Source organism: Brevundimonas sp. (genome assembly GCF_051860745.1).
Lineage (GTDB): Bacteria > Pseudomonadota > Alphaproteobacteria > Caulobacterales > Caulobacteraceae > Brevundimonas.
Map to the genome: position 1 here is coordinate 16995 of NZ_JBHYDN010000002.1, position 20771 is coordinate 37765.

General features: G+C 68.0%; 27 protein-coding genes. 10 read left to right on the top strand and 17 right to left on the bottom strand.

Annotated features, from left to right (window positions below):
• Positions 1 to 24 precede the first annotated feature (24 nt).
• The 3 genes from ACTIEW_RS02475 to ACTIEW_RS02485 form a co-directional block, all read right to left on the bottom strand.
• A complete protein-coding gene (locus ACTIEW_RS02475) occupies positions 25 to 468 on the bottom strand; it encodes a DUF350 domain-containing protein (protein ID WP_439476328.1) in 444 nt (147 codons plus the stop codon).
• Positions 469 to 576: 108 nt separating this feature from the next.
• Positions 577 to 1755 (bottom strand): 23S rRNA (adenine(2503)-C(2))-methyltransferase RlmN, encoded by a 1179-nt coding sequence (gene rlmN / locus ACTIEW_RS02480; protein WP_439476329.1) that lies wholly within the window; start codon positions 1753 to 1755, stop codon positions 577 to 579.
• A gap of 227 nt (positions 1756 to 1982) precedes the next feature.
• Entirely contained in the window at positions 1983 to 2387 is a 405-nt protein-coding gene (locus ACTIEW_RS02485; protein WP_439476330.1) for a metallopeptidase family protein, read from the bottom strand.
• A 130-nt stretch (positions 2388 to 2517) separates the two neighbouring features.
• On the opposite strand from ACTIEW_RS02485, the gene ACTIEW_RS02490 reads away from it, so the two are divergent.
• Both ACTIEW_RS02490 and ACTIEW_RS02495 read left to right on the top strand, forming a co-directional pair.
• Positions 2518 to 4851, top strand: coding sequence for an ATP-binding protein (locus ACTIEW_RS02490; protein WP_439476331.1), 2334 nt, complete (start codon positions 2518 to 2520; stop codon positions 4849 to 4851).
• A gap of 101 nt (positions 4852 to 4952) precedes the next feature.
• Positions 4953 to 5795 carry an HAD family hydrolase gene (locus tag ACTIEW_RS02495; RefSeq protein ID WP_439476332.1) on the top strand — a complete coding sequence of 281 codons (843 nt, stop codon included), beginning with the start codon at positions 4953 to 4955 and terminating at the stop codon, positions 5793 to 5795.
• A 2-nt stretch (positions 5796 to 5797) separates the two neighbouring features.
• Here ACTIEW_RS02495 and ACTIEW_RS02500 read toward each other — a convergent pair whose 3' ends face one another.
• Positions 5798 to 6676 (bottom strand): MBL fold metallo-hydrolase, encoded by an 879-nt coding sequence (locus tag ACTIEW_RS02500; protein WP_439476333.1) that lies wholly within the window; start codon positions 6674 to 6676, stop codon positions 5798 to 5800.
• Between the two features lie 70 nt (positions 6677 to 6746).
• Between ACTIEW_RS02500 and ACTIEW_RS02505 the strand changes: the two genes are divergently transcribed.
• The 3 genes from ACTIEW_RS02505 to ACTIEW_RS02515 are packed head-to-tail and all read left to right on the top strand — an operon-like array spanning position 6747 to position 8198.
• Positions 6747 to 7073, top strand: coding sequence for an ArsR/SmtB family transcription factor (locus ACTIEW_RS02505; protein ID WP_439476334.1), 327 nt, complete (start codon positions 6747 to 6749; stop codon positions 7071 to 7073).
• 2 nt (positions 7074 to 7075) lie between these two features.
• Positions 7076 to 7411 carry a rhodanese-like domain-containing protein gene (locus ACTIEW_RS02510; protein ID WP_439476335.1) on the top strand — a complete coding sequence of 112 codons (336 nt, stop codon included), beginning with the start codon at positions 7076 to 7078 and terminating at the stop codon, positions 7409 to 7411.
• Positions 7412 to 7415: 4 nt separating this feature from the next.
• On the top strand, positions 7416 to 8198 hold the full coding sequence (locus ACTIEW_RS02515; protein ID WP_439476336.1) for a sulfite exporter TauE/SafE family protein: 783 nt from the start codon (positions 7416 to 7418) through the stop codon (positions 8196 to 8198).
• On the opposite strand, the gene ACTIEW_RS02520 is transcribed toward ACTIEW_RS02515, so the two are convergent.
• The 3 genes from ACTIEW_RS02520 to ACTIEW_RS02530 are packed head-to-tail and all read right to left on the bottom strand — an operon-like array spanning position 8195 to position 9648.
• Complete coding sequence (locus tag ACTIEW_RS02520; protein ID WP_439476337.1) at positions 8195 to 8521, bottom strand: PilZ domain-containing protein; 327 nt, start codon at positions 8519 to 8521, stop codon at positions 8195 to 8197. The two genes, ACTIEW_RS02515 and ACTIEW_RS02520, sit on opposite strands and share 4 nt — an antisense overlap.
• On the bottom strand, positions 8518 to 9318 hold the full coding sequence (locus ACTIEW_RS02525) for a kinase (protein WP_439476338.1): 801 nt from the start codon (positions 9316 to 9318) through the stop codon (positions 8518 to 8520). Before ACTIEW_RS02525 ends, ACTIEW_RS02520 begins: the two co-directional genes overlap by 4 nt.
• Positions 9319 to 9327: 9 nt before the next feature.
• A complete protein-coding gene (locus ACTIEW_RS02530) occupies positions 9328 to 9648 on the bottom strand; it encodes a 2Fe-2S iron-sulfur cluster-binding protein (RefSeq protein WP_055826608.1) in 321 nt (106 codons plus the stop codon).
• A gap of 72 nt (positions 9649 to 9720) precedes the next feature.
• Here ACTIEW_RS02530 and ACTIEW_RS02535 point away from each other — a divergent pair, with 72 nt between their 5' ends.
• Together ACTIEW_RS02535 and ACTIEW_RS02540 are read left to right on the top strand one after the other, a co-directional pair.
• Positions 9721 to 9957 (top strand): hypothetical protein, encoded by a 237-nt coding sequence (locus ACTIEW_RS02535; protein WP_439476339.1) that lies wholly within the window; start codon positions 9721 to 9723, stop codon positions 9955 to 9957.
• A complete protein-coding gene (locus ACTIEW_RS02540; RefSeq protein ID WP_439476340.1) occupies positions 9954 to 10328 on the top strand; it encodes a PIN domain-containing protein in 375 nt (124 codons plus the stop codon). Before ACTIEW_RS02535 ends, ACTIEW_RS02540 begins: the two co-directional genes overlap by 4 nt.
• 3 nt (positions 10329 to 10331) lie before the next feature.
• Here ACTIEW_RS02540 and ACTIEW_RS02545 read toward each other — a convergent pair whose 3' ends face one another.
• The 6 genes from ACTIEW_RS02545 to sdhC form a co-directional block, all read right to left on the bottom strand.
• On the bottom strand, positions 10332 to 11186 hold the full coding sequence (locus ACTIEW_RS02545; RefSeq protein ID WP_439476341.1) for a tetratricopeptide repeat protein: 855 nt from the start codon (positions 11184 to 11186) through the stop codon (positions 10332 to 10334).
• A gap of 77 nt (positions 11187 to 11263) precedes the next feature.
• Positions 11264 to 12064 carry a succinate dehydrogenase iron-sulfur subunit gene (locus ACTIEW_RS02550; RefSeq protein ID WP_439476342.1) on the bottom strand — a complete coding sequence of 267 codons (801 nt, stop codon included), beginning with the start codon at positions 12062 to 12064 and terminating at the stop codon, positions 11264 to 11266.
• Positions 12064 to 13542, bottom strand: a complete 1479-nt coding sequence (gene creD, locus ACTIEW_RS02555) for a cell envelope integrity protein CreD (RefSeq protein WP_439476343.1) — start codon at positions 13540 to 13542, stop codon at positions 12064 to 12066. The genes ACTIEW_RS02550 and creD overlap by 1 nt, the downstream gene beginning before the upstream one ends.
• A gap of 9 nt (positions 13543 to 13551) precedes the next feature.
• The gene (sdhA, locus tag ACTIEW_RS02560; protein WP_439476344.1) at positions 13552 to 15336 is read right to left on the bottom strand and encodes a succinate dehydrogenase flavoprotein subunit; all 1785 of its coding nucleotides are present in this window, start codon (positions 15334 to 15336) and stop codon (positions 13552 to 13554) included.
• A 6-nt stretch (positions 15337 to 15342) separates the two neighbouring features.
• Positions 15343 to 15750: a succinate dehydrogenase, hydrophobic membrane anchor protein gene (sdhD, locus tag ACTIEW_RS02565; RefSeq protein WP_439476345.1), complete on the bottom strand. Its 408-nt coding sequence runs from the start codon at positions 15748 to 15750 to the stop codon at positions 15343 to 15345.
• On the bottom strand, positions 15747 to 16220 hold the full coding sequence (gene sdhC, locus ACTIEW_RS02570; RefSeq protein ID WP_439476346.1) for a succinate dehydrogenase, cytochrome b556 subunit: 474 nt from the start codon (positions 16218 to 16220) through the stop codon (positions 15747 to 15749). The genes sdhD and sdhC overlap by 4 nt, the downstream gene beginning before the upstream one ends.
• Before the next feature lie 180 nt (positions 16221 to 16400).
• Between sdhC and ACTIEW_RS02575 the strand changes: the two genes are divergently transcribed.
• Positions 16401 to 16955, top strand: coding sequence for a hypothetical protein (locus ACTIEW_RS02575; protein ID WP_439476347.1), 555 nt, complete (start codon positions 16401 to 16403; stop codon positions 16953 to 16955).
• Here ACTIEW_RS02575 and ACTIEW_RS02580 read toward each other — a convergent pair.
• Positions 16939 to 17367 (bottom strand): HIT domain-containing protein, encoded by a 429-nt coding sequence (locus ACTIEW_RS02580; RefSeq protein ID WP_439476348.1) that lies wholly within the window; start codon positions 17365 to 17367, stop codon positions 16939 to 16941. The genes ACTIEW_RS02575 and ACTIEW_RS02580 overlap by 17 nt on opposite strands.
• Before the next feature lie 239 nt (positions 17368 to 17606).
• Here ACTIEW_RS02580 and ACTIEW_RS02585 point away from each other — a divergent pair, with 239 nt between their 5' ends.
• Together ACTIEW_RS02585 and ACTIEW_RS02590 are read left to right on the top strand one after the other, a co-directional pair.
• Positions 17607 to 18161, top strand: coding sequence for a peroxiredoxin (locus ACTIEW_RS02585; protein WP_439476349.1), 555 nt, complete (start codon positions 17607 to 17609; stop codon positions 18159 to 18161).
• A 209-nt stretch (positions 18162 to 18370) separates the two neighbouring features.
• The gene (locus ACTIEW_RS02590) at positions 18371 to 18904 is read left to right on the top strand and encodes a carboxymuconolactone decarboxylase family protein (protein ID WP_439476350.1); all 534 of its coding nucleotides are present in this window, start codon (positions 18371 to 18373) and stop codon (positions 18902 to 18904) included.
• 104 nt (positions 18905 to 19008) lie between these two features.
• Here the strand turns inward: ACTIEW_RS02590 and ACTIEW_RS02595 are convergent, their stop codons facing one another.
• The 3 genes from ACTIEW_RS02595 to ACTIEW_RS02605 all read right to left on the bottom strand — a co-directional run bounded on the left by ACTIEW_RS02595 (position 19009) and on the right by ACTIEW_RS02605 (position 20702).
• Positions 19009 to 19194, bottom strand: coding sequence for a LytTR family DNA-binding domain-containing protein (locus tag ACTIEW_RS02595; protein ID WP_439476351.1), 186 nt, complete (start codon positions 19192 to 19194; stop codon positions 19009 to 19011).
• A 66-nt stretch (positions 19195 to 19260) separates the two neighbouring features.
• Positions 19261 to 19782: a hypothetical protein gene (locus tag ACTIEW_RS02600; protein ID WP_439476352.1), complete on the bottom strand. Its 522-nt coding sequence runs from the start codon at positions 19780 to 19782 to the stop codon at positions 19261 to 19263.
• A gap of 68 nt (positions 19783 to 19850) precedes the next feature.
• Positions 19851 to 20702: a glutamate racemase gene (locus tag ACTIEW_RS02605; protein ID WP_439476353.1), complete on the bottom strand. Its 852-nt coding sequence runs from the start codon at positions 20700 to 20702 to the stop codon at positions 19851 to 19853.
• Between the last annotated feature and the right edge of the window lie 69 nt (positions 20703 to 20771).

The window sequence follows — 20771 nt, forward strand, 5'->3', positions numbered from 1 at the left end:
TCCCTAGAACCTAGAACCTCGCACTTACCCTGTCAGCGCCGCCGCCAGGATCAGCGCGGTCGACAGCTTGGCGCCGACCAGCAGGACGGCGGCGGCGACCTCGCCCTCGCGGATGCGCTGGGGCAGGCCGGTCAGCAGCAGGTCGACGATGCGGAAGGCCAGAAGCTGCAACACCACAGTGGCGACGCCCCACAGGGCGATGTCCTTGAGCGAGGTCGAGACGCTGAGGCTGACCGCAAGCGGAATGGCGAGGCCGACCAGCACGCCGGAGAAGGCCACGGCGGCAGCGGCGTTGCCCTCGCGGATCAGGGCGATCTCCTTCCACGGCGTGAACAGGGCATAGAGGATCGCCCCCACCGCCAGCAGGGCCAGCGTCACGCCAAGGTGCGCCAGGGTGGTCGGAAAGCCGGTCGCAAAGGCCTGAACCTCGGCGCTTTCGAGCAGGGTGGTGAGGGACGAGGAGTCCATGATTGTCCGTTGTCAGAGCCCCGTCGACGATTGCCTGGATTTCGCCTCAATCCGCAAGCGCGACGGCGCCACACCTCATCACGAATCTTGTCCGAATGTAACCGGAGGTTAGGCGGCCGCGACGGCTCCCGCCACCGTGGCCTGCCCGGTCTTGCGCAGGGTCGAGGCCCGCACCTTCTCGCTCTCGGACTTCAGCTGCCCGCAGGCGGCGAGGATGTCGCGGCCGCGCGGGGTGCGGATGGGCGAGGCGTAGCCAGCCTTGTTGAGGATGGCGGCGAACCGCTCGATGGTCTTCCAGTCCGAGCATTCGTAGTTCGTGCCGGGCCACGGATTGAACGGGATCAGGTTCACCTTGGCCGGAATACCCTCGATCAGCTTGAGCAGGGCGCGGGCTTCGTCCGGGCTGTCATTAACGCCCTTCAGCATCACATATTCGAACGTCACCCGGCGGGCGTTGGAGAGGCCCGGATAGGCGCGGATGCCGGCCATCAGCTGGGCCAGGTCGTATTTCTTGTTCAGGGGCACCAGGACGTCGCGCAGGGCGTCGTTGGTGGCGTGCAGGCTGATCGCCAGCATGGCCTGGGTGCGGGCGCCCAGGGCGTCAAGCTGCGGCACCACGCCCGAGGTCGAGACGGTGATGCGACGACGGGACAGGGCGATGCCCTCATTGTCCGAGATGATGTCGATGGCGTCTGCGACATGGTCGAGATTGTAGAGCGGCTCGCCCATGCCCATGAAGACGATGTTGGACAGGCGGCGGTCTTCCTTGGGCGACGGCCATTCCTCGAGGTCGTCGCGCGCGACCTGGACCTGGGCCACGATCTCGGCGGCGGTCAGGTTGCGGACCAGCTTCTGGGTGCCGGTGTGGCAGAAGGTGCAGTTCAGGGTGCAGCCGACCTGGGACGAGACGCACAGCGCCCCCGCACGGCCCACATCAGGGATGTAGACGGTCTCGATCTCGATGCCGGGGGCGGTGCGGATCAGCCATTTGCGGGTGCCGTCCTTCGACACCTGACGCTCGACGATTTCGGGGCGGGCGAGGGTGAAGGCGGCGGCCAGTTTCGCCTGGGTGTCCCTGGCCACATTGCTCATGGCGGCGAAGTCGGTGACGCCGAAATGGTGGATCCAGCCCCAGACCTGCGAGGCGCGCATCTTCGCCTTTTCGGGCGGGCAGATGTCGGCGTCGATCAGGGCCTGCCGCAGGCCCGTGCGCGTCATACCGGACAGGTTGACGGGCGCCGTCGGGGCGGTCGCGGACGTGCGCGAGAGGTCGAGCGTGAGGCTCAAGGGTCAGTCCTGCAGGAGAGGGAGGCGCGGCTTATACCACAGATCGGGAAGGATTTAAGGCGGACATCCTGATCCTTCTCCCAATGGGAGAAGGTGGCGCGCAGCGCCGGATGAGGGTCGAGCGGTGGAAGCGGCGCAGCCGCCCCCCGGCGGTCGACCCACACCCTTTCGCGCAAGAACGACGGCTCCGCCGCCGTGCGCTCAAGCCCTATCCCAATGAGAGAGGGTCAATCGTCGGCTTCCTCAATCACGTCGATCCGGTCGTCGTCGAGGCCGAAATGGTGGCCGATTTCGTGGATCAGGACATGGGCGATGATCTCGCTGAGGCCGACGTCGCCGCGTTCGCACCATTCGTCGAGGATCGGGCGCCGGTAGAGGAAGATGCGCGAGGGTTCAGCCGCAGGGCCGAGAGAGTCGCGCAGGCCGATGTCGACGCCATGATAGAGGCCGGTCAGTTCGAACGGATCCTCCATCTCCATCATCGCCAGCGTCTCCTCCGCGGCGAAGTCGTCGACGCGAATGACCACCTCGCCGGCCAGCGAGCGGAACGGTTCGGGCAGGACGTCGAACGCCTCGCGCGCAAGCCGGGCGAAGTCGTCGAGCGAAGGGGCTGTTTGGTCGGTCCACTGCATAGGTTTCAGGTTCTAGGGACTGGGTTCCAGGGAAGCGAGGGGCCAGGCTCTCCCTGGAACCTAGTCCCTAGCCCCTAACCCCTCTTGAGGTATGGTTACCGAATCAGGGCGCGGGAGCTGACACGAAATCATGGCCGAGGCCGACATCGCCTATGTCGCGACCGCGGGCGCCGCGGGGCTGGCCCTGGCCCTCAGCGCCTGGGCGGCGCGGCTACGCGGCCGGCTGGCGGCGCGCAACCGGGTGGCCGAGGCCGAGCTGGCGACGGCCCTGGTCGATCTGGCGGATCGCGACGGAGCGCTGGCGGCCTTCGAGGATGTGCGGCTGGCCCTGACGCCTGACGGCCAGACCAAGCGGCTGGGGTCCCCCCAGGCCTGGAACACCCTGACCCGCGAACTGGCCGACGACGAAGACCATGAGCGCGATCCGGGGCTGGTGGTGCTGGACGCCGCGCGGCGGGCGGCGGGACCGCGGCTGGACGCCCTTATCGATCAGGGCGAGGCGTTCGACGCCGTGCTGGAAGGCTCGGGCGGGGCCTGGTCGGTCGAGGGCCGGTCTTCGGCGGGCGCGGCCTGGCTGAGGCTGTCGCGGCTCGGGCTGGTCGGCTCGGCGACGGAGAGCGGCCTGGGGTTGCTGGCCGATTCCTATCCGGCCCCGACCTGGATCACCGACGCGGCGGGGCGGCTGGCCTGGGCCAACAAGGCCTGGCTGACCGAGATGAAGGCCGACAGCGTCGAGGCGGCGCGCGAAAAGGGGCTGAGCTTCGACCGGGGCGCCGACGCCATCGTGGCCGAGGCCGGCCGGACGCATCAGCATCAGGACGGCTTCCGCTGGACCACCGGCGGCGGACGGCGGCGGGCGTGGCGGATCGTGGCCGAGCCGGTTCAGGGCGGGGCGGGCGCGGTGCTGGCCTTTGCGCTGGACATGACCGAGGCGGAAGAGACGCGCGACACCCTGCGCCGCCACGTCGAGGCCCATGACGAGACGCTGAACCATCTGGCCGATGCGGTCGCCATCTTCGGTCCGTCCAAGCGACTGGCCTTCCACAACACCGCCTTCCAGACCCTGTTCAACATCGATCCGGCCTGGCTGGATGAGCGACCGACCCATGCCGAGCTGCTGGACCGGCTACGCCAGCGCCGCCTGCTGCCCGAAGTCATCGACTACGCCGGCTGGAAGGCCAATGAGCTGGACTTCTACGGCGCCTCGGCGGCCGCGCCGGACGATAGCTGGTCCCTGCCGGACGGCAGGACGCTGCGGGTGGTGCGCCAGCCGCACCCGCTGGGCGGGGTGTTGCTGCTGTTCTCGGACATCACCGACGAGCTGAAGCTGCGCAGCCGGTTCAACGCCCAGATCCAGGTCCAGACCGCGACGCTGGACAAGCTCAATGACGCCGTGGCCGTGTTCGGCTCGGACGGGCGTCTGCGGCTGCACAATGAGGCCTTCGACGCCTTCTGGGGCGTGACCGGCGAGGCGCTGGACGCGGCGGGGGATTTCGACGCGGTCGCGGCCCTGTGCCAGTCGACCATGCCCGATCCGGCCCTGTGGCTGGGGCTGAAAGCGCGGGTCGCCGACCCTGATCCCGAAAGCCGGGTGCCGATCGCCGGCGAGGGCAAGACCACCGACGGTCGCATCGCCTCCTGGCAGACCCGGCCCCTGCCCGACGGCGCCACCCTGGTGGCCTTTTCCGACGTGACGGCCCGGCGCGGCCTCGAACAGGCGCTGGCGGCCAAGGCCCAGGCGCTGGAGGAATCCACGGCGCTGAAGCGCGAGTTCGTGGGCAGCGTGTCGTATGAACTGCGCACCCCCCTGACCACCATCGTCGGCTATTCCGAACTGCTGGAGATGCAGGCTGACCTGCCCGAGCGCAGCCGCCAGCATGCCGGCGCTATCCGCATCGCCGCCAGCCAGCTGGCCAGCTCGATCGACGATGTGCTGGACATGGCCCAGATCGACGCCGGCGAGATGGAGCTGCAGCTCGGCGACGTGCGGGTGCGCGACCTGCTGGACACGGCCGCCGAAGGGGTCTCGGCCCGGATCGAGGCGCGCGGGGCCAGCCTGAAGGTCGACTGCCCCAACGGCCTGCGGCCCATCCGCGCCGACGCCCAGCGGGTCGGTCAGGCGCTGGATCATCTGCTGGACCACGCCGCGCGGGCGGTGTCGGAGGGCGGGTCCGTGGTCCTGGCCGCCGAGGCCACGTCATCGGAAGTCCGCATCCGCGTCGAGGACACCGGGCGCGGCATTCCCTACCACCTGCAGGCCCATGTCTTTGACCGGTTCGTGCGGCGCGAGCGCGGCGGGCCAGGGGTTGGCCTGGCCCTGGTCAAGGCCCTTGTCGAACTGCACGGCGGCTGGGCCGAGGTGGAGAGCGAACCCGGCAAGGGCGCGACCTTCATCCTGCACCTTCCACTGGAAGCCGCGGGCGTGGCGGCGGCTCCGGAGCTCTTGTTAGGTTCCAGGGGTTAGGTTCCAGGTTCTGGGGAAGGAATGCCGGGCCCGCGCTCTTTGACAGGCCCTGTCGCTTTCCCTACCCCCTAGAACCCACCCCCCAGAACCCAGAACCTCTCATGGCCAAGCCCCTCAAGACCGCCCTGATCTACGATTTCGACGGCACGCTGGCGCGCGGCAACATGCAGGAGGTCAGCTTCATTCCGTCGATCGGGATGAAGCCGCAGCAGTTCTGGGACAGCGTCTATCCCGAGACCCGGAAGGCCGATGGCGACGGCATCCTGATGTATATGCAGATGATGCTGGCCGCCGCCAAACAGGTGAACCAGCCGGTGACGAAACAGGCCCTGCGCGATCACGGTCGCGACGTCGCCCTGTTCGAAGGCCTGCGGGACCTGTCCTGGTTCGACCGGATGAACGCCTACGGCGCCGAGGTCGGGCTGGAGATCGAGCACTACATCATCTCGGCCGGGCTGACGGAGATGATCGAGGGCTGTCCGATCGCCAAGGCCTTCCGCCACGTCTATGCGTCGAAATACGTCTATGACACAGAGGATGTGGCGATCTGGCCGGCGGTCGGCGTCAACTACACGACCAAGACCCAGTATCTGTTCCGCATCAACAAGGGCGTGTTCAACCATTGGGATGACGAGCGGATCAACCGCTTCATCCCCGATGACGAGCGCCCGATTCCGTTCGAACGGATGATCTTCCTCGGCGATGGCGACACCGACGTGCCAACAATGAAGATGATGCACACCAAGGGCGGCTATTCGATCGCCGTCTATGACCCCGACAACACCCCGCGCGACACGCGCAAGATTCACCGGCTGATCTCGGAGGACCGGGTCAATTTCGTCGCCGCCGCCGACTATCGCGAGGGCACGGCGGTGGACCTGATCGTCAAGGGCCTGATCGGCCGGATCGCGGTCAATTCAGGGACGATGCCGGCCGATCTCTGAAACTAGATCGCGTTCAGCGGCAGTTTGAGGAACCGCTTGCCCGAGGCTTCGGCGGGCGGCAGGGCGCCGGCGCGGATGTTGATCTGCAATGACGGCAGGATCAGCGCCGGCACCTTAAGGGTCGCGTCGCGGGCTTCGCGCAGGGAGACGAAATCGTCTTCCGAACGGCCGCCGCCGATGTGGATGTTGCCGGCCGCCTCGGCCGCCACCGTCGTCTCCCAGCGATAGTCCGCGCGGCCCTCGGGCAGATAGTCGTGGCCGACGAAGAGCCGCGTTTCCGACGGCAGGGCGAGGATACGCCGGATCGAGCGATACAGGGTCCGGGCGTCGCCGCCTGGGAAGTCGCACCGCGCCGTGCCGTAGTCGGGCATGAACAGGGTGTCGCCCACAAAGGCGGCGTCGCCGATGACGTAACTGACGCAGGCCGGGGTGTGGCCGGGCGTGTGCATCACCTCGACCGGCAGCGAGCCCAGGTTGAAGCGTGCGCCGTCGGCATAGAGGCTGTCGAACACCACGCCGTCGGCGGTGACGTCATGGGCTTCGAACAGGACGCCGAAGGCCTTCTGCACCTCGGTGATGCGGCTGCCGATGCCGATGGGGGCGCCGGTGCGGCGGCGGATCTCGTCGGCGCCGGTAAGGTGGTCGGCATGGGCGTGGGTTTCCAGAACCCGTTCGAGCGTCAGGCCGCGTTCGGCGATCCGGGCCAGGACCTGCTCCAGAGAGGCGGTCGAGGTGCGGCCGCTGGCGGCGTCGAAGTCGAGCACGGGGTCGATCACGGCCGCGGCGCCGGTCGCCGGGTCGGCGACCAGATAGGTGATGGTGTGGGTCGCGGCGTCGAAGAAGCCTTCAACGGTCGGCACAGGGGCGGGGGCGACGGTCATGCGGAGCTCCTTGGTTCGTCGCAGTATATTAGCGGTTGCTAAATTAGCAATACATCATATATTCCGCGTCATGAACACCCTTTCCACCCTGTCCCTCGACCAGTTTCAAGACAACGCCGGCGAGGCGGCCCGGCTTCTGAAGGCGCTCTCGAATGAGAAGCGGCTGATGATCCTGTGCCAGCTTGCCGACGGCGAACGCGCCGTCGGGGAACTGCTGCCGCTTGTGGGCCTGTCCCAGTCCGCCCTGTCGCAACACCTCGCGGTCCTTCGCGGGGAAGGGTTGGTCGCCGGCCGGCGCGAGGGCGTGTCGATTCTCTACCGCGTCGCCGATCCGGCGGCCCTGAAGGTCATCGCCTTACTCGCCGACATCTATTGCCCTCCCGCTCAAGGAAACTGATCATGGCCGTGCTCACCCCCCTCTCCGCCGCTGAAGTCGCAGCCCGCATCAAGTCCGGCAAGGCCGTGCTGGTCGACATTCGCGAGCCCGGCGAAGTCGCGCAGGAACGGATCGCCGGCAGCGTCGTCAAGTCGCTGTCCGCCTTCGACGCGGCCGACCTGGACGTCCAGCCGGACAGGGATGTCATCTACATGTGCCGCTCCGGCGCCCGCACCGGCATGAACTGCGCCCGCCTGGCCGCCTGCATCCCCGGGGAAGCGTTTGTGCTGGAGGGTGGTCTGAATGCCTGGAAGGCCGAGGGCCTGCCCACGGTCGCCAGATCCGGAAAGCCCGCGTAACGCCATGGACGCGACCGTCGCCCAGCTGCTGCTGGCCGTCCTCAGCGGCGGCATCGTCGCCCTGCTGCTGACCGTGTTCGGCGGCGGGGGCTCGGTGCTGGCCGTACCGCTGTTGCTGTATGTGGTCGGGGTCCAGGATCCGCACGTCGCCATCGGCGCCTCGGCCGCCGGCGTGGCGCTGAACGCCCTGACGGCGCTGGCCGGTCAGGCCCGCGCGGGGCGGGTGCGTTGGCCTTGCGCCCTGCTTTTCGCCGTGACCGGCTCGGTCGGCGCCTTCGCCGGATCGTCTGTCGCCAAGGCGATCGACGGCCACGCCTTGCTGATCTTCTTCGCCCTGGCCATGGGGCTGGTCGCCCTGGCCATGCTGAGGCCGAACGCGCCGGTCGGGACCGAGAATGTGCGACTGACCCGCGCCATAGCCCCGCGCGTCGCCGCCTCGGGCGCAGGTGTGGGCGTGGCCGCCGGCTTCTTCGGCATCGGCGGCGGCTTTCTGATCGTTCCAGGCCTGATGGGCGCCGCTGGCATGACCCTGGCTCTGGCGCAGGCCTCATCGCTGGTCAGCGTCGCGGCCTTCGGAGCGACGACGGCGGCCAACTACGCTTTGTCGGGCCTGATCGACTGGCCCATCGTGGCCGCCATGGCGGCGGGCGGGACGGTGGGAACCCTCGCGGGCCTGCCCATCGCCCGGCGGCTGGGGGCCAACGCCGTCCTCGGGCGACGCCTGTTCGCGGGTTTGATCCTGATCGTCGCCGTCTATGTGGCGATCAAGGCCATCTCAGCCGTCTAACGGCCGCCCGCTCTCACGAAGGCGGCGCGGGCGGCCGCGAAGCGGGAGGGGATCAGGCCGCGCAGGGAGGACTGGCCGTGCCGTTTCAATCCCGCCTCCAGCCCCTTTCTCCAGACCACTTCGGCCTCGATGACCACGGCCTGCGCCATGTCGATGACGAACACCCGGTCGGGCAGGGCGAGCTTGCGGTCCAGCCGAAGGCGCAGGCCCGCCGGGGAGTGGTCGACGATCAGACACGGTAGCTCGAGCCCCGGCGCAACCACTACCGCGCGGGCGTTGGCGGCCGAACGCGGCTCGAAACGGCGATCCTGCGGCGGAGTCATGCGTCCATAGAGCCCGGCAGACGGTTTCGGTCCAGTTTCACGATGACATCGGCCCGCACGCCGCCGACGAGCATGCGGCGGGTGATCCGCTCGAAATACTGGATGAAACCGGCCAGCCGGGCGCGTTCGGCGGCGGGCAGATCGGCGGCATCGACGCCCAGCAGCTCGGCCTCCTGCTGACAGCGCCAGTCCAGCACGACATCGAACGACGGGGCCTTGAGGAACAGCACGGCGTCGAACCGGGCGACGAAGTCCGTATAGGTCCCGCCGACGAAGCCGTTGACGGCGCGCCGCCAGCCGCCGTCCGGGTCGTGGTCGGCCTCCAGGGCGTTGATCGGTTCCGCGAGCTCCGCCGCGTCCTCCGGCAGGGCGCCGAGGCACCAGGCGTCGATCAGTATGGCCGAGGGCCGGCCGCGACAGACGCGCCAGTCCCCGACCGGCCGCCGGTCGTCGCCGCGCTTGTCGAAATCGGGGATCCGGGTCTCGTCGTCAGGCCCGGCGGCGGACAGGCCGTCGATCAACTCTTGCAGCAGGCCGAGATCGTGCGTCCCCGGCGGTCCCCGGGTGACAAACAGCGGATGAACCTCGCGCGCCATCGCCTCGCGTTCGGCCCGGGTCAGATAGACGTCGTCGATCGAGATCTGCACCGCCCCGAACCGCTCGGCGGCGGCGCGGGCCAGGGTAGTCTTGCCGGACCCCTGCGCCCCGACGATGGCGATCAACGGCGGGCGATCCTTCGGACCATCGGCGATCAGGCGGCCAACGAGATCGACGAGCCCAGGGTTTGTGCGGCCCATGGCCGCGGCTCAGTGCTGGTTTTCGGGCAGGCGGACGATCAGGCCGTCGAGATCGTCCGAGACCCGGATCTGGCAGGACAGGCGGCTGTTCGGCTGAACGTTCTCGGCGAAGTCCAGCATCGACTCCTCCATGGCCGAGGCGCGGCCCGTCTCGGCGGCGAAGGCTTCATCGACATAGACATGACATGTCGCGCAGGCGCAGGCGCCACCGCAGTCGGCGTCGATGCCCGGCACATTGTTGCGGATCGCCCCCTCCATGACGGAAAGGCCGGTCTTGACCTCCACGACATGCTCGCGGCCGTCGTGTTCGATGTAGGTGATCTTCGCCATGGGAGGCTCATACCGTCAGGGACGCCATAGGCAAACCGCAACTTGATGCCATATCAGTTATATGGCATATTTATGCGTATGAACGATGTGCGAAAAATTACCGCGATTTTGCCGGCCCGTCTGTTGGCTACGGCGCAGATCAATAGTGGAGCCAGTCTGACACAGACGTTGCGGACCGCTCTCGAACAGTACAATCATTCGGAGTGGTGCCGAAAAATGCTGGCCGCCCAAGGGCGGTTCAAGCTCGATATCGATCTGGATGACCTGCGCGAGGACCGTGAGTTCGATGCCCAGGGCAACGTGCTTTGATCGCGGCCGACTCAAGTTCGCTGATCGCCTTCTTCGCGGGCGACGAAGGCGCGGATACCGCCGCGATAGCGACCGCGGCGACCGAGGAGCGGTTGGGACTGCCGCCCATCGTCCAGTTCGAGATGTTCTCCGGCGTGTTTCCGGCGGCCCATCGAAACCTGATCCGCAATGCAACCCTGCTGGAACTCGAGCCCGGCTACTGGCAGCGCGCGGGGCTCATGAGGCTTGGACTTCGAAAGCGGGGGCTGAAGGCCAAGGCTGCGGATTGTCTGATCGCCCAATGTTGCATCGATGCGGGCGTGTCCCTGATCACCCGCGACCGGGACTTCCGCCACTTCGCTGATCATTGCGGGCTGAAACTGGAAGTCTGACCGTTATTCGCCGCCGGTCTGCTCGCGGGCCAGCGCCTCGTAACCACTGATCTGAGCCAGCATGACGGCGGCGCGGGAACGCGCTTCGGGGTCAGGATCTTCGACGACGACGATCTCATACCAGCGCTTGGCCTGCGCCAGCAGGACGACGTCAACGGGTCCTCTCGGAGCGTTCGGCACGGCCCGGACAAAAGCGGAGCGACCAACCAGTATAGCCGCGTCCTTGCGACCGGCCTCATAGGCCTGCTCCAGCCAGCGTGACGCTGAAACGAGATCGATGGGCCCACCCAGCCCATTCCAGTCCAGTACGCCCCGCTGGAACGCGGCGTTGCGCTGACGCTGGGCCGCCGCCCGCTCATACCACTGACGCGCCATTGCATAGTCCTGCGCCACGCCCCGACCGCCGCCGTAGTGGTCGCCCATGTCGGCCTGGGCGTTCGGGTCGCCCGCATCCGCCGCCTGTCGGCAAAGGGCGACGCCTCGTTCGGGTTCGGCGGCACCGCCTTCACCCTTGATCAGCATATTCCCCAAGGCGCACTTCGCCTGAAGAAAGCCTCCGTCCGCGCCACGCCCGTACCACACGCGCGCCTGTTCCAACTCACGCTCTCCAAAGGCACCCTCCCACAGGCATTGGCCGTAGTTGTGAGCCGCACTGGGGCGGGCTTCGCGCGCGACGCGGAAATGCTCGCAGGAGCGGGCGCGGTCGCGAACCACGCCGTCAAGACCCGTGTAAACTTCGCCCAGCAGGTTGTGGGCTTCCAGATCGCCGCCGTCCGCAAGCGCCTGAAGGCGGGCCAGTCCCTGATCCTGTTCACCGGCCGCGATCTGACGGGCTGCGCCGCGAAGTTCGAGATTCACCCCCGCTTCCTGAGCGGCCACGGAGCCGGCAGTCCCGAACGTCAGGAAGGCGACAAAGGCAAACGCCTCTGGTCCCATCACGCCGCTTCCGTCTTCTTCCGTCCCGGCGACACCATCAGCTTCTTGGTCTTCGCGATCGCCTCGGCCGGGTTCAGCCCCTTCGGACACACCTGGGTGCAGTTCATGATGGTGTGGCAGCGGTAGAGTTTGAACGGGTCCTCGAGGTCGTCGAGCCGCTTGTCCGTGGCGTCGTCGCGGCTGTCGGCGATCCAGCGGTAGGACTGCAGCAGGGCGGCGGGGCCGAGGTATTCCGTCTGGTTCCACCAGTAGCTGGGGCACGACGTCGAGCAGCAGGCGCACAGGATGCATTCGTACAGGCCGTCCAGTTTCGCCCGGTCTTCCGGCAGCTGGATGCGCTCCGTCTCCGGGTCCGGCTCGTCGGACTGGAGCCAGGGCTGGATCGAGTCGTACTGGGCGTAGAACAGGGTCAGGTCCGTCACCAGATCCTTGACCACCGACTGGTGCGGCAGGGGGGCGATGGAGATGGTCGAGGACGAGCATTCCTCCCAGCCCTTGGTGCAGGCCAGGGTGTTGCGCCCGTCGATGTTCATCGAGCACGAGCCGCAGATGCCCTCCCGGCACGAGCGGCGGAAGGTCAGGGTCGGGTCGATCTCGTTCTTGATGTGGATCAGGGCGTCCAGCAGCATCGGGCCGTGGTCGTCGGCCGAAATCTCGAACGTGTCCCAGCGCGGGTCGGCGTCGACCTCGGGGTCGTACCGGTAGACCTTGTAGGTCTTGACGTTCTTGGCGCCGGCCGGGGCCTTGTGGACCTTGCCGGTCGTGGGTTTGGAGCCCTTGGGGAGGGTGAGTTGAACCATCAGGCGACGTCCCGGGTGTCGTTGCCCGCCATGCCGTACCAGTCGACCTTGCGGGTGAAATACATGACGGCCGCGATGGCCGCGAAGCTGGATAAGGCGCCGACCAGCAGCGCATAGTCCTCAAGCCGCATCAGCACATAGATGAGGCCGTACAGGAAGGTGAAGGCGACCAGCGCCCGTATGCCCTGCGCCCGGCTGTCGAAGGTCCAGCCGGCATAGGCCGAGATCAGGCCGACCGTCGGGGCGGCGGCGAGGGCGAAGGCGAGGTCGAAGCCGGTGTGTTCCGCGATCGACAGCAGCAACATGTAGAAGATCACCTGGGCCATGCCGACCAGGACATACTGGGCGGGGTGGACGCGGCGACCGGTCGTGGTCTCGAACAGGAAATAGGCCAGGAAGACCAGCCCGATGAACATGGGCGCGTATTTCAGCGAGCGGCTGACCGACTGATAGGGATTGGCCGGCTCGACGAAGGTGACGGCCAGTTCGGTGGCGCCGAGACGGCTCAGGGCGTCCGACCCGCCCTCGACAGGCACGCCGCGGGCCACGAAGGGAACGGTCCAGGACGCATTGAAGCCGGGACCGTCGGCGGCCGGCACCTGGCGCGCGGGCAGGAAGCCGCCGTTGTAGGACGGGTGAGGCCAGTCACCCTTGATGACGGCGTCGGTGGTCCCGGCAAACGCCAGAACCGCCACCCGCTGGGCGCCCGAGAAGGTTGCGGCGCCCGCCACATCGAAGGTCCCCGCGGCACGCTGGGCCTCAGGCAGGCGGGTGCCGAACAGGCGCAGGCCGTCGCCACGCGGCGCGCGGCTGTCATAGTCGTCGCCGTACGACAGTCCGGTCGTGGCCTCGACCGAGGACGGCGTCAGGGCGACGGTGCGGCCGCCGACGGTGAGGCCGATATCGGATTTCGCCCCGCGCGCATCGGAGGCCCCAAGAACGATCTCGGCCCGGCTCCAGTCCAGAACCGCGCCCCGCGGAGCCTCGGCTCCGGCGTTGGCCAGGTCGAAACGGGCGGAGTAGGTCAGGTCGGCGGTATAGACCGGCACCTTGAACAGGGAGCGACTGCGGACTTCGGACGCCGTCGCGACCTCGACGCGACCGCGGGTCGGGAAGATGTGCCAGACGCCATTTTCGGTGGTCGCGCGGGCCGGCTGGCCAACGGGGACCGCCTCGGCCGTCACGGCGGCGCGACTGTAGGGCACGGCCAGCACCGGCCCGAGGAAGGTCTGGGGTCCGCCCATCAGACCGCCGACCTCTTCGGCCACCGACTCGGCGCGGTTGGACCGGTCCATCAGAAGGGCGAAGACGAACAGGGCGGCGATGCTCATCACCAGCGCCAGGCCGCAGACCAGCAGAAGCTTCAGACCGAGGGACCGGCGCGGCAGACGGGACGACGTCGCCCGGTCATAGACGGGGCGCGGCGCCGGTTCGGGCGTCGCTGGTTCGACGGGAGGCGTCCTGGGCGTGCGGGCCATCTGTGGTTCCTAGTACACCCGTGCCTTGGGCTCGATGTAATCGATGTCCTTGGACATCGTGTAGTTGTGGACCGGGCGGTAATCGATCTTCACCGCCTCGCCGGGGACCTTCCACGACAGGGTGTGTTTCATCCACTCGGCGTCGTCGCGGTCCGGATAGTCCTCGCGGGCGTGGGCGCCGCGGCTCTCGGTGCGGTTCAGGGCGCTCTCGATGGTGACCAGGGCCTGGTCGACCAGGTTGTCGTATTCGAGGGTCTCGATCAGGTCGGTGTTCCAGATCAGGCCGCGATCAGTCGTCTTGATGTCGACGCCGGCGGCGTGGATGGCGCGCAGCTTGGCCACCCCCTCCTCCAGCGTCTTGCCAGTGCGGAAGACGGCGGCGTCGGACTGCATGGCGCGCTGCATGTCGATGCGGAGCTTGGCCGTCGGGGTCGATCCGTTGGCGTGGCGGAAGCGGTCGAGCCGAGCCAGATGGCCGTCGGTGGCGGCGGCCGGGGCGTCGGGCACGGCCGAGGCCTTGTCCACCACCTCGCCGCAACGCAGGCCGGCGGCGCGGCCGAACACCACGAGATCGGTCAGGCTGTTCGAACCCAGACGGTTGGCGCCGTGAACCGAGACGCAGGCCGCCTCGCCGACAGCCATCAGGCCGGGCACCACCGTATCGGCGTTGTCGCCGACCTTGGTCAGGACCTCGCCGTGATAGTTCGTCGGGATGCCACCCATATTGTAGTGGACGGTGGGCAGGACCGGAATCGGCTGTTTGGTCACGTCGACGCCGGCGAAGATCTTGGCGCTCTCGGAAATGCCCGGCAGGCGCTCGTGCAGCACGGCGGGATCGAGGTGGTCGAGGTGGAGGTGGATGTGGTCCTTGTTCGGGCCCACGCCGCGGCCTTCACGGATTTCGATGGTCATGGAGCGGCTGACCATGTCGCGCGGAGCCAGATCCTTCACGGTCGGGGCATAGCGCTCCATGAAGCGCTCGCCCTCGGAGTTGGTCAGGTATCCGCCTTCGCCGCGCGCGCCCTCGGTGATCAGACAGCCGGCGCCGTAGATGCCGGTCGGGTGGAACTGGACGAACTCCATGTCCTGCAGCGGCAGGCCGGCTCGCAGGACCATGGCGTTGCCGTCGCCGGTGCAGGTGTGGGCCGAAGTGGCGCTGAAATAGGCGCGGCCGTAACCGCCGGTGGCCAGGATCACCAGCTTGGCGCGGAAGCGGTGAATCGTGCCGTCGTCGAGCTTGAGCGCCGTCACGCCGGTGCAGGCGCCGTCCTGCATGATCAGGTCGAGGCCGAAATATTCGACGAAGAACTCGACCTCGCGGCGGACCGACTGACCGTAGAGGGTATGCAGGATGGCGTGGCCGGTGCGGTCGGCGGCGGCGCAGGTGCGCTGCACCGGACCCTCGCCGAAATTGCGCGTCATTCCGCCGAAGGCGCGCTGGTAGATCTTGCCTTCCTCGGTGCGCGAGAAGGGCACGCCCCAGTGCTCGAGCTCATAGACGGCCTTGGGCGCGTTGCGGACCAGGTATTCGATGGCGTCCTGGTCGCCCAGCCAGTCCGACCCCTTGACGGTGTCGTACATGTGCCACTGCCAGCTATCCTCGCCCATGTTGCCGAGCGAAGCCGAGATCCCCCCTTGCGCCGCCACAGTGTGGGAACGGGTCGGGAAGACCTTGGTGACGCAGGCGACCTTCAGCCCTTGCTGGGCCGCGCCGAGGGCGGCGCGCAGGCCGGAGCCGCCCGCGCCGACGACGACGACGTCATAGGCGTGATCGACGAATTCATAAGCAGCCATCAGCCGTCAGATCCCGAAACCGGCAGGCAGGGGCGCGGAGCCCAGGGCCAGCCGTACGATAAAGAAGACGCCCGCCGCCGCGAGCAGCAGGCACAGCAGGCCGATCAGGCCCAGCAGCGCGCTGCGCGAGCCGGGCTTGTGGATATAGTCGTCGACGATGACCTTCAGCCCCATCTGCATATGCCAGACGCTGACCGCCAACGTCACGGCCAGCAGGACGGCGTTGACCGGCGAGGCGAACCAGTCTCGCGCGCCGTCATAGCCGCCGCCAGACAGGACATAGCCGCTCCACAGGCCCCACAGGGTCAAGGGCACGAGCGTCAGGGACGACAGCCGCTCGGCGGTCCATTCGCCGGCGCCGTGGCGCTCGGAGACCTTGACGCCGTTGACGAAGGTTTTGGTATCGCGGCTCACAGCACGACCCTCCCGGAGCTGAACAGGAAGGCCCAGAAGGCCACGGCGATGACGACGCCGCCGATCATCGAGGCCCAGGACAGGGCGTCTGCCGCCTTGGGCGACAGGCCGCGGCCGGCGTCCCAGATCAGGTGGCGGACGCCGCCGGTCAGGTGCAGGCACAGGGCCAGGGTCAGGCCGAACCAGACCAGCAGGCCCAGCGGCGATCCCATCCAGCCGGTGAAGCTGGCATAGGCCTCCGGTCCGAAGGCCAATGCCATCAACCAGGCGAAGACCAGCACCGCTCCGACCGACAAGGCCCCGCCGGTCATGCGATTCAGGATCGAGGCGAACATGGTGACGTGCCAGCGCCAGATCTGCAGATGCGGCGACAAGGGGCGGACGCGGCCGTTGGGCTGGACCACAAACCGGCCGGTCTGGTCGTCAGACGGGTCGTTGGAGGCGTCGCCCGGCAGGGGGGAGGTCGACATATTGCGAATGGTTCTCAGAAACCTGAGCGAATTCAGCCGCTCGAAACCGGTCGTCCGGGTTTAGTCAGCGGGGCGGCGGGGGTCAACGAAGCGCAAGCGTATGCGACGTTCGCGATCGCGAATTCGCGGACGGGGTGCAGCCGCTTTGTCATTCGCGCCGGTTCGCGGCAGTCTGGCCCCATGTCGGGTTTGATCGTCCTCGCCTTCGCGGGCCTGCTGATGCAGGAGACCGCGCCGCATCCGTCCACGCAGGCTGCCTATCAGGCGCCTGTAATCCGCCCGTTCGAGCCGGGCCGGAATTTCGGCCGCGAACAGGCCCAGGGCGACGCGGACGGCGACCTTTACCGCCGTCCGCTGGAAACGCCGGTCGTGGTCGAGGCCTATGTCCGATCCTACGAATACACGCCCAGCGACGTCGAGACGGCCTATGAGCAGGGCGTGGCGTCCGCCGAGATCCGGGCCGATCAGGCCGCGGGGCGGCTGGACGGGGCCTGGCGGATCGTCGATGCGGCCGGGCGGACGCTTTACGATCTGGTCCTCAACGATGCCGGCGTCGGTCCGGTCGAGGGCGGCTGGCGCGGTCAGGCGGGTTGGGGCGCGGCGACCTCGGACGGGACGACCCTGACGCTCGACGGCTCCGGGGCAATGACGCTGGAGCGGGCGGGGAACGGATGGCGCGGCGTGCTGACGATCGACGGCCAGCCCCGCCCGGCGAGCCTTATCCGCCCGAACTGAGCCGGATGCGCGACACCGCCGCCTGAAGCCCGTTGGCGCCGTAGGGCACGACCGCGCCACGCCCCCAGACCGGATCAGGCCACTGACCGTCGTCGTGGCGGCGGCCGATGACATGGACGTGCAACTGGGCCGTGACATTGCCGAGGGCGGCGACGTTCAGCTTCTGCACCGGCCGTCCCGCCGCCTGACCCAGCGACCGCACCATGTCGCCGGCGCGGACGACCTCGTCCATCAGGGCGGCGCGCTCGGCGGCAGCCAAGTCCTCGATCTCATGCAGGCCGGCGCGGCGCGGAATCAGGATCAGCCACGGATAGCGGGCGTCATCCTGCAGCCGCACCTGACACAGGGGCCAGTCGCAGACGATGACGGAGCCCGACTCGAAGGCCGGATCGGCTTTGAACGCAGCGGTCATGCCCTTCGGTCGCGCGGCGACGGCGATGGGTCAAGCGTGGCGGTTCAGTTCAGCGCATAGACCACGCAGACGTGGTCGGTCGGTTCGCGCGGCGGGCCGCCTCGCCTATGAGCAGAATAGAGAAAATCTATCGTACAAAGTCGTGTCCAATCATTGACTTTGTGCACTGCACGCGCCATTTCGCAGCTGCGGCGCTCCTCCCCGGGCGCAATCCCATTCAGACATCAGGAGAACCCGCCATGCTGGGCGTTGGACAAACACTGCCGGACTTCAAGATCATCGGCGTCAAGCCGGGCTTCAACAGCCACGAGGAGAACGGCGTCTCGGCGTTCGAGCCAATCACCAGGGACAGCTTTGAGGGCAAGTGGAAGGTGATCTTCTTCTACCCGAAGGACTTCACCTTCGTGTGCCCGACCGAGATCGCCGAGTTCGCCTCGCTGGCGCGCGATTTCGACGACCGCGACACCGTGGTGATGGGCGGCTCGACCGACAATGAGTTCGTCAAACTGGCCTGGCGCCGCGACCACGCCGACCTGTCGAAACTGCCGATCTGGCAGTTCGCCGACAACGGCGGCAAATTCGCCCGCGACCTGGGCATTCTGGACGAGGCCGAGGGCGTCGCCCTGCGCGCCACCTTCGTGGTCGATCCGCACAATGTCGTGCAGCACGTCTATGTCACCAACCTGAACGTGGGCCGCGCGCCGGCCGACACCCTGCGGGTCGTGGACGCCCTGCAGACCGACGAGCTGTGCGCCTGCAACCGCCCGGTGGGCGGCGAGACGCTCGCTGCGTAAAGGCGGCTGACCGAGTGGTGGAAGGCGGCGGTGTTCGCGTCGCCGCCTTTTCGCCGCTCACTTCATTTTTTGGGCGCTATGCTCGGCTCGCGGAGCCTCGCGACTTGAGCGCAGGACGCGCCCGTCAATCCACCAAGCCCCATATGCGGCTCAATTAGTGAGCGACCGCGTCGCGAGCGATAGCCGCTTCCCGAAGGGAACCCCACAAAATGTCCCTCGACACCCTGCGCGACCTGATGCCCGCCTACGCCAGGGACATTTCGCTGAATCTCGGCTCCCTCGCCTCCGAAACCGTGCTCAACGACCAGCAGAAATGGGGCTGTTTCCTCGCCTCGGCCCATGCGATCGGCGTCGCGCCGGTGGTGAAGGCGATCGAGGCCCAGGCCGCGACCGTACTGACGCCAGAGGCGATGAACGCGGCCAAGGCCGCCGCCGCCATCATGGGCATGAACAACATCTACTACCGGTCGCTGCACCTGATGAAGAACCACGAATACACGACCATCCCCGCCCGCCTGCGGATGAACGTCCTGGCCAATCCGGGGGTGGACAAGATGGATTTTGAGCTGTGGTCCACGGCCGTCTCGGCCATCAACGGCTGCGGCTCCTGTCTGGACGCCCATGAGGGCGCGTTGCGCAAGCATGGCGTCCCGGCGACCCAGGTGCAGACGGCGCTGCGCATCGGCGCGGTGGTCCATGCCGCCAGCCGGATCGCGGCTTCGGAAGCGGCCCTGGCGGCCTAGCCGACCGGCGCGGCCCAGTCCGTGCCCTTCAGCGCGACGGCGTAGGTCCGGCTGACCGGGGCGGACGCGCCGTCCGAGAGGGTCAGGGCGCCCCGGGCGCCCCTCTAGCGCACAGCCTCAACGGCGGTGCGCGCCACCGACCACGAGCGGTGGGTGCGGAAACCGTCCAGCCCCGAAAGCGCCTCGAGCGCATCCCCGAGCCGCATGAGGACGAGCGCCGAGCCGGCCTCGGTGCGGACGCGCAGATAGTGGTCCTCGGCCTCGAACGCGACCAGACGCGCCCGCGCCAATCGGGGCGGCAGCCGGCTGTTGCTGGTCGAGGCCTGGCTCAGGGACTTCGGCTGGAACGCCGGGCCTCAGCCCTCGCCGTATTCGACGTAGCGGATGAACCGCTCGAACTGGACGGCCATGACGCCGTTGACAGGATCGGCGAAGGCGCCCAGCCCCGGACCTTCGACGATGAAGGTCATGGTCACCATCGTGCCCGCGCCTGCGTCCGGCCAGCTAAACGTCAGGTCAGCCTTCGAGGCGCGCCCTTTGAGCGGACCCAGCGGGGCGTCCAGCGCCAGATGGTCATCGTCCAGCACAACGACCCGGCCGTGTTCGAAGGCGCTGCCGTCCGCCAAGGCCTCGCAGAAGCACGCGCCCGGATCCAGGAGCAGGCTGAGATTGGCGGCGTCACCGCTGTAGGTATGCGCCCCGTCCCACCAGCCGCCGATATTGTCCAGCGCCAGAATGACATCACCGGCGGACGTCTCCATCGGCACGGCGAAACGCAGCGTGAAACCGTCGGCATGACGCGCGACCACCTCCGCCGCCGCCGGCCCGGCGGCGAAAAGGCTCAAACCGGCCGCGGCCGCGATCATCGATTTCAGCATCTGGAGGTCCTCCCGCCCGCATTCGGCGTCGTGACCGGCCCCCCCGTCAAGTCAAGCGGGCGGGAAGGTCAGGCGGGCGTGAAGGTCAGGGGCGCGCCCCAGAACTGGCTGACCAGATCAGACTGCGGCCCGGCCTTGCCGCTGGTCAGGAAGTCCCGGCGGCCCTGACCGCCGAGGTCATACTCGGGATGGCGCTGGAAATACCGGTCCAGGGCGTCGGCGACGGCCGTGGGCTGGTGGATCACCGGCGTGCCGGGCGGCAGGGCCGCGGCGAACAGGTCGGCGACGATCTCATAGTGGGTGCAGCCGAGGATGGCCTGGTCCGGATGGCGGCCGATGCGGCGGCGCAGGGCGTCGACGTGGTCGTCGACGACCACCTTCAGCTCCTCGGCGGGGGCGCCGAGCTCGATCAGGCCCGCGAGGCCCGGACAGGGTTCGGAGAAGACGGCCAGATCTTCGCGCCGCTTGTCGATCTCGATCTCATAGACCCGGCTGTGGGCGGTCGCGGCGGTGCAGAAGACGCCGGTGACGTCGATGGCCTCGATCTTCTCACCACGACGCTCGGCTTCATAGGCCCAGGGCAGGCCGGTCGCGGCCTCGATGGTCGGAACGATGATGCCGAGCACATTGACCGGGCGGCCGTGGCGGGCCCGGGCCTCCGGCACCCAGCTCTGCTGCAGCCGGCGCAGGGCGATGGCGCTGGCCGTGTTGCAGGCCAGGACGATGACATTGGCCCCGGCTTCGAACAACCGTTCGCAGCCGGCCCGGGTCAGCTCGACGATCTCCTCGCCGCCGCGCCCGCCGTACGGGGCATTGGCCTGGTCGGCCAGATAGATGAAGTCGCGCTCCGGAAAGCGCCGCGTCAATTCGCGGTGGACCGTCAGGCCGCCCACGCCGGAGTCGAATACGCCAATCGCCATGCCGCGCGCTTTAGACGGGCCGCCGGTCCCCGTCCACCGGCGAAGATTACGGGCCGTTCATGTGACAGT

Bases quoted from the DNA above. Each gene is read 5' to 3' on its own strand.
- ACTIEW_RS02520 (WP_439476337.1), bottom strand. From the start codon at position 8,521: ATGACTCCGCCGCAGGATCGCCGTTTCGAGCCGCGTTCGGCCGCCAAC.
- ACTIEW_RS02535 (WP_439476339.1), top strand. From the start codon at position 9,721: ATGCGTATGAACGATGTGCGAAAAATTACCGCGATTTTGCCGGCCCGT.
- ACTIEW_RS02575 (WP_439476347.1), top strand. From the start codon at position 16,401: ATGTCGGGTTTGATCGTCCTCGCCTTCGCGGGCCTGCTGATGCAGGAG.
- ACTIEW_RS02485 (WP_439476330.1), bottom strand. From the start codon at position 2,387: ATGCAGTGGACCGACCAAACAGCCCCTTCGCTCGACGACTTCGCCCGG.
- ACTIEW_RS02510 (WP_439476335.1), top strand. From the start codon at position 7,076: ATGGCCGTGCTCACCCCCCTCTCCGCCGCTGAAGTCGCAGCCCGCATC.
- ACTIEW_RS02580 (WP_439476348.1), bottom strand. From the start codon at position 17,367: ATGACCGCTGCGTTCAAAGCCGATCCGGCCTTCGAGTCGGGCTCCGTC.
- ACTIEW_RS02550 (WP_439476342.1), bottom strand. From the start codon at position 12,064: ATGGTTCAACTCACCCTCCCCAAGGGCTCCAAACCCACGACCGGCAAG.
- ACTIEW_RS02525 (WP_439476338.1), bottom strand. From the start codon at position 9,318: ATGGGCCGCACAAACCCTGGGCTCGTCGATCTCGTTGGCCGCCTGATC.
- creD (WP_439476343.1), bottom strand. From the start codon at position 13,542: ATGGCCCGCACGCCCAGGACGCCTCCCGTCGAACCAGCGACGCCCGAA.
- ACTIEW_RS02585 (WP_439476349.1), top strand. From the start codon at position 17,607: ATGCTGGGCGTTGGACAAACACTGCCGGACTTCAAGATCATCGGCGTC.
- ACTIEW_RS02495 (WP_439476332.1), top strand. From the start codon at position 4,953: ATGGCCAAGCCCCTCAAGACCGCCCTGATCTACGATTTCGACGGCACG.
- ACTIEW_RS02515 (WP_439476336.1), top strand. From the start codon at position 7,416: ATGGACGCGACCGTCGCCCAGCTGCTGCTGGCCGTCCTCAGCGGCGGC.
- ACTIEW_RS02475 (WP_439476328.1), bottom strand. From the start codon at position 468: ATGGACTCCTCGTCCCTCACCACCCTGCTCGAAAGCGCCGAGGTTCAG.
- ACTIEW_RS02605 (WP_439476353.1), bottom strand. From the start codon at position 20,702: ATGGCGATTGGCGTATTCGACTCCGGCGTGGGCGGCCTGACGGTCCAC.
- ACTIEW_RS02505 (WP_439476334.1), top strand. From the start codon at position 6,747: ATGAACACCCTTTCCACCCTGTCCCTCGACCAGTTTCAAGACAACGCC.
- ACTIEW_RS02530 (WP_055826608.1), bottom strand. From the start codon at position 9,648: ATGGCGAAGATCACCTACATCGAACACGACGGCCGCGAGCATGTCGTG.
- ACTIEW_RS02600 (WP_439476352.1), bottom strand. From the start codon at position 19,782: ATGCTGAAATCGATGATCGCGGCCGCGGCCGGTTTGAGCCTTTTCGCC.
- ACTIEW_RS02490 (WP_439476331.1), top strand. From the start codon at position 2,518: ATGGCCGAGGCCGACATCGCCTATGTCGCGACCGCGGGCGCCGCGGGG.
- sdhA (WP_439476344.1), bottom strand. From the start codon at position 15,336: ATGGCTGCTTATGAATTCGTCGATCACGCCTATGACGTCGTCGTCGTC.
- ACTIEW_RS02500 (WP_439476333.1), bottom strand. From the start codon at position 6,676: ATGACCGTCGCCCCCGCCCCTGTGCCGACCGTTGAAGGCTTCTTCGAC.
- ACTIEW_RS02590 (WP_439476350.1), top strand. From the start codon at position 18,371: ATGTCCCTCGACACCCTGCGCGACCTGATGCCCGCCTACGCCAGGGAC.
- sdhC (WP_439476346.1), bottom strand. From the start codon at position 16,220: ATGTCGACCTCCCCCCTGCCGGGCGACGCCTCCAACGACCCGTCTGAC.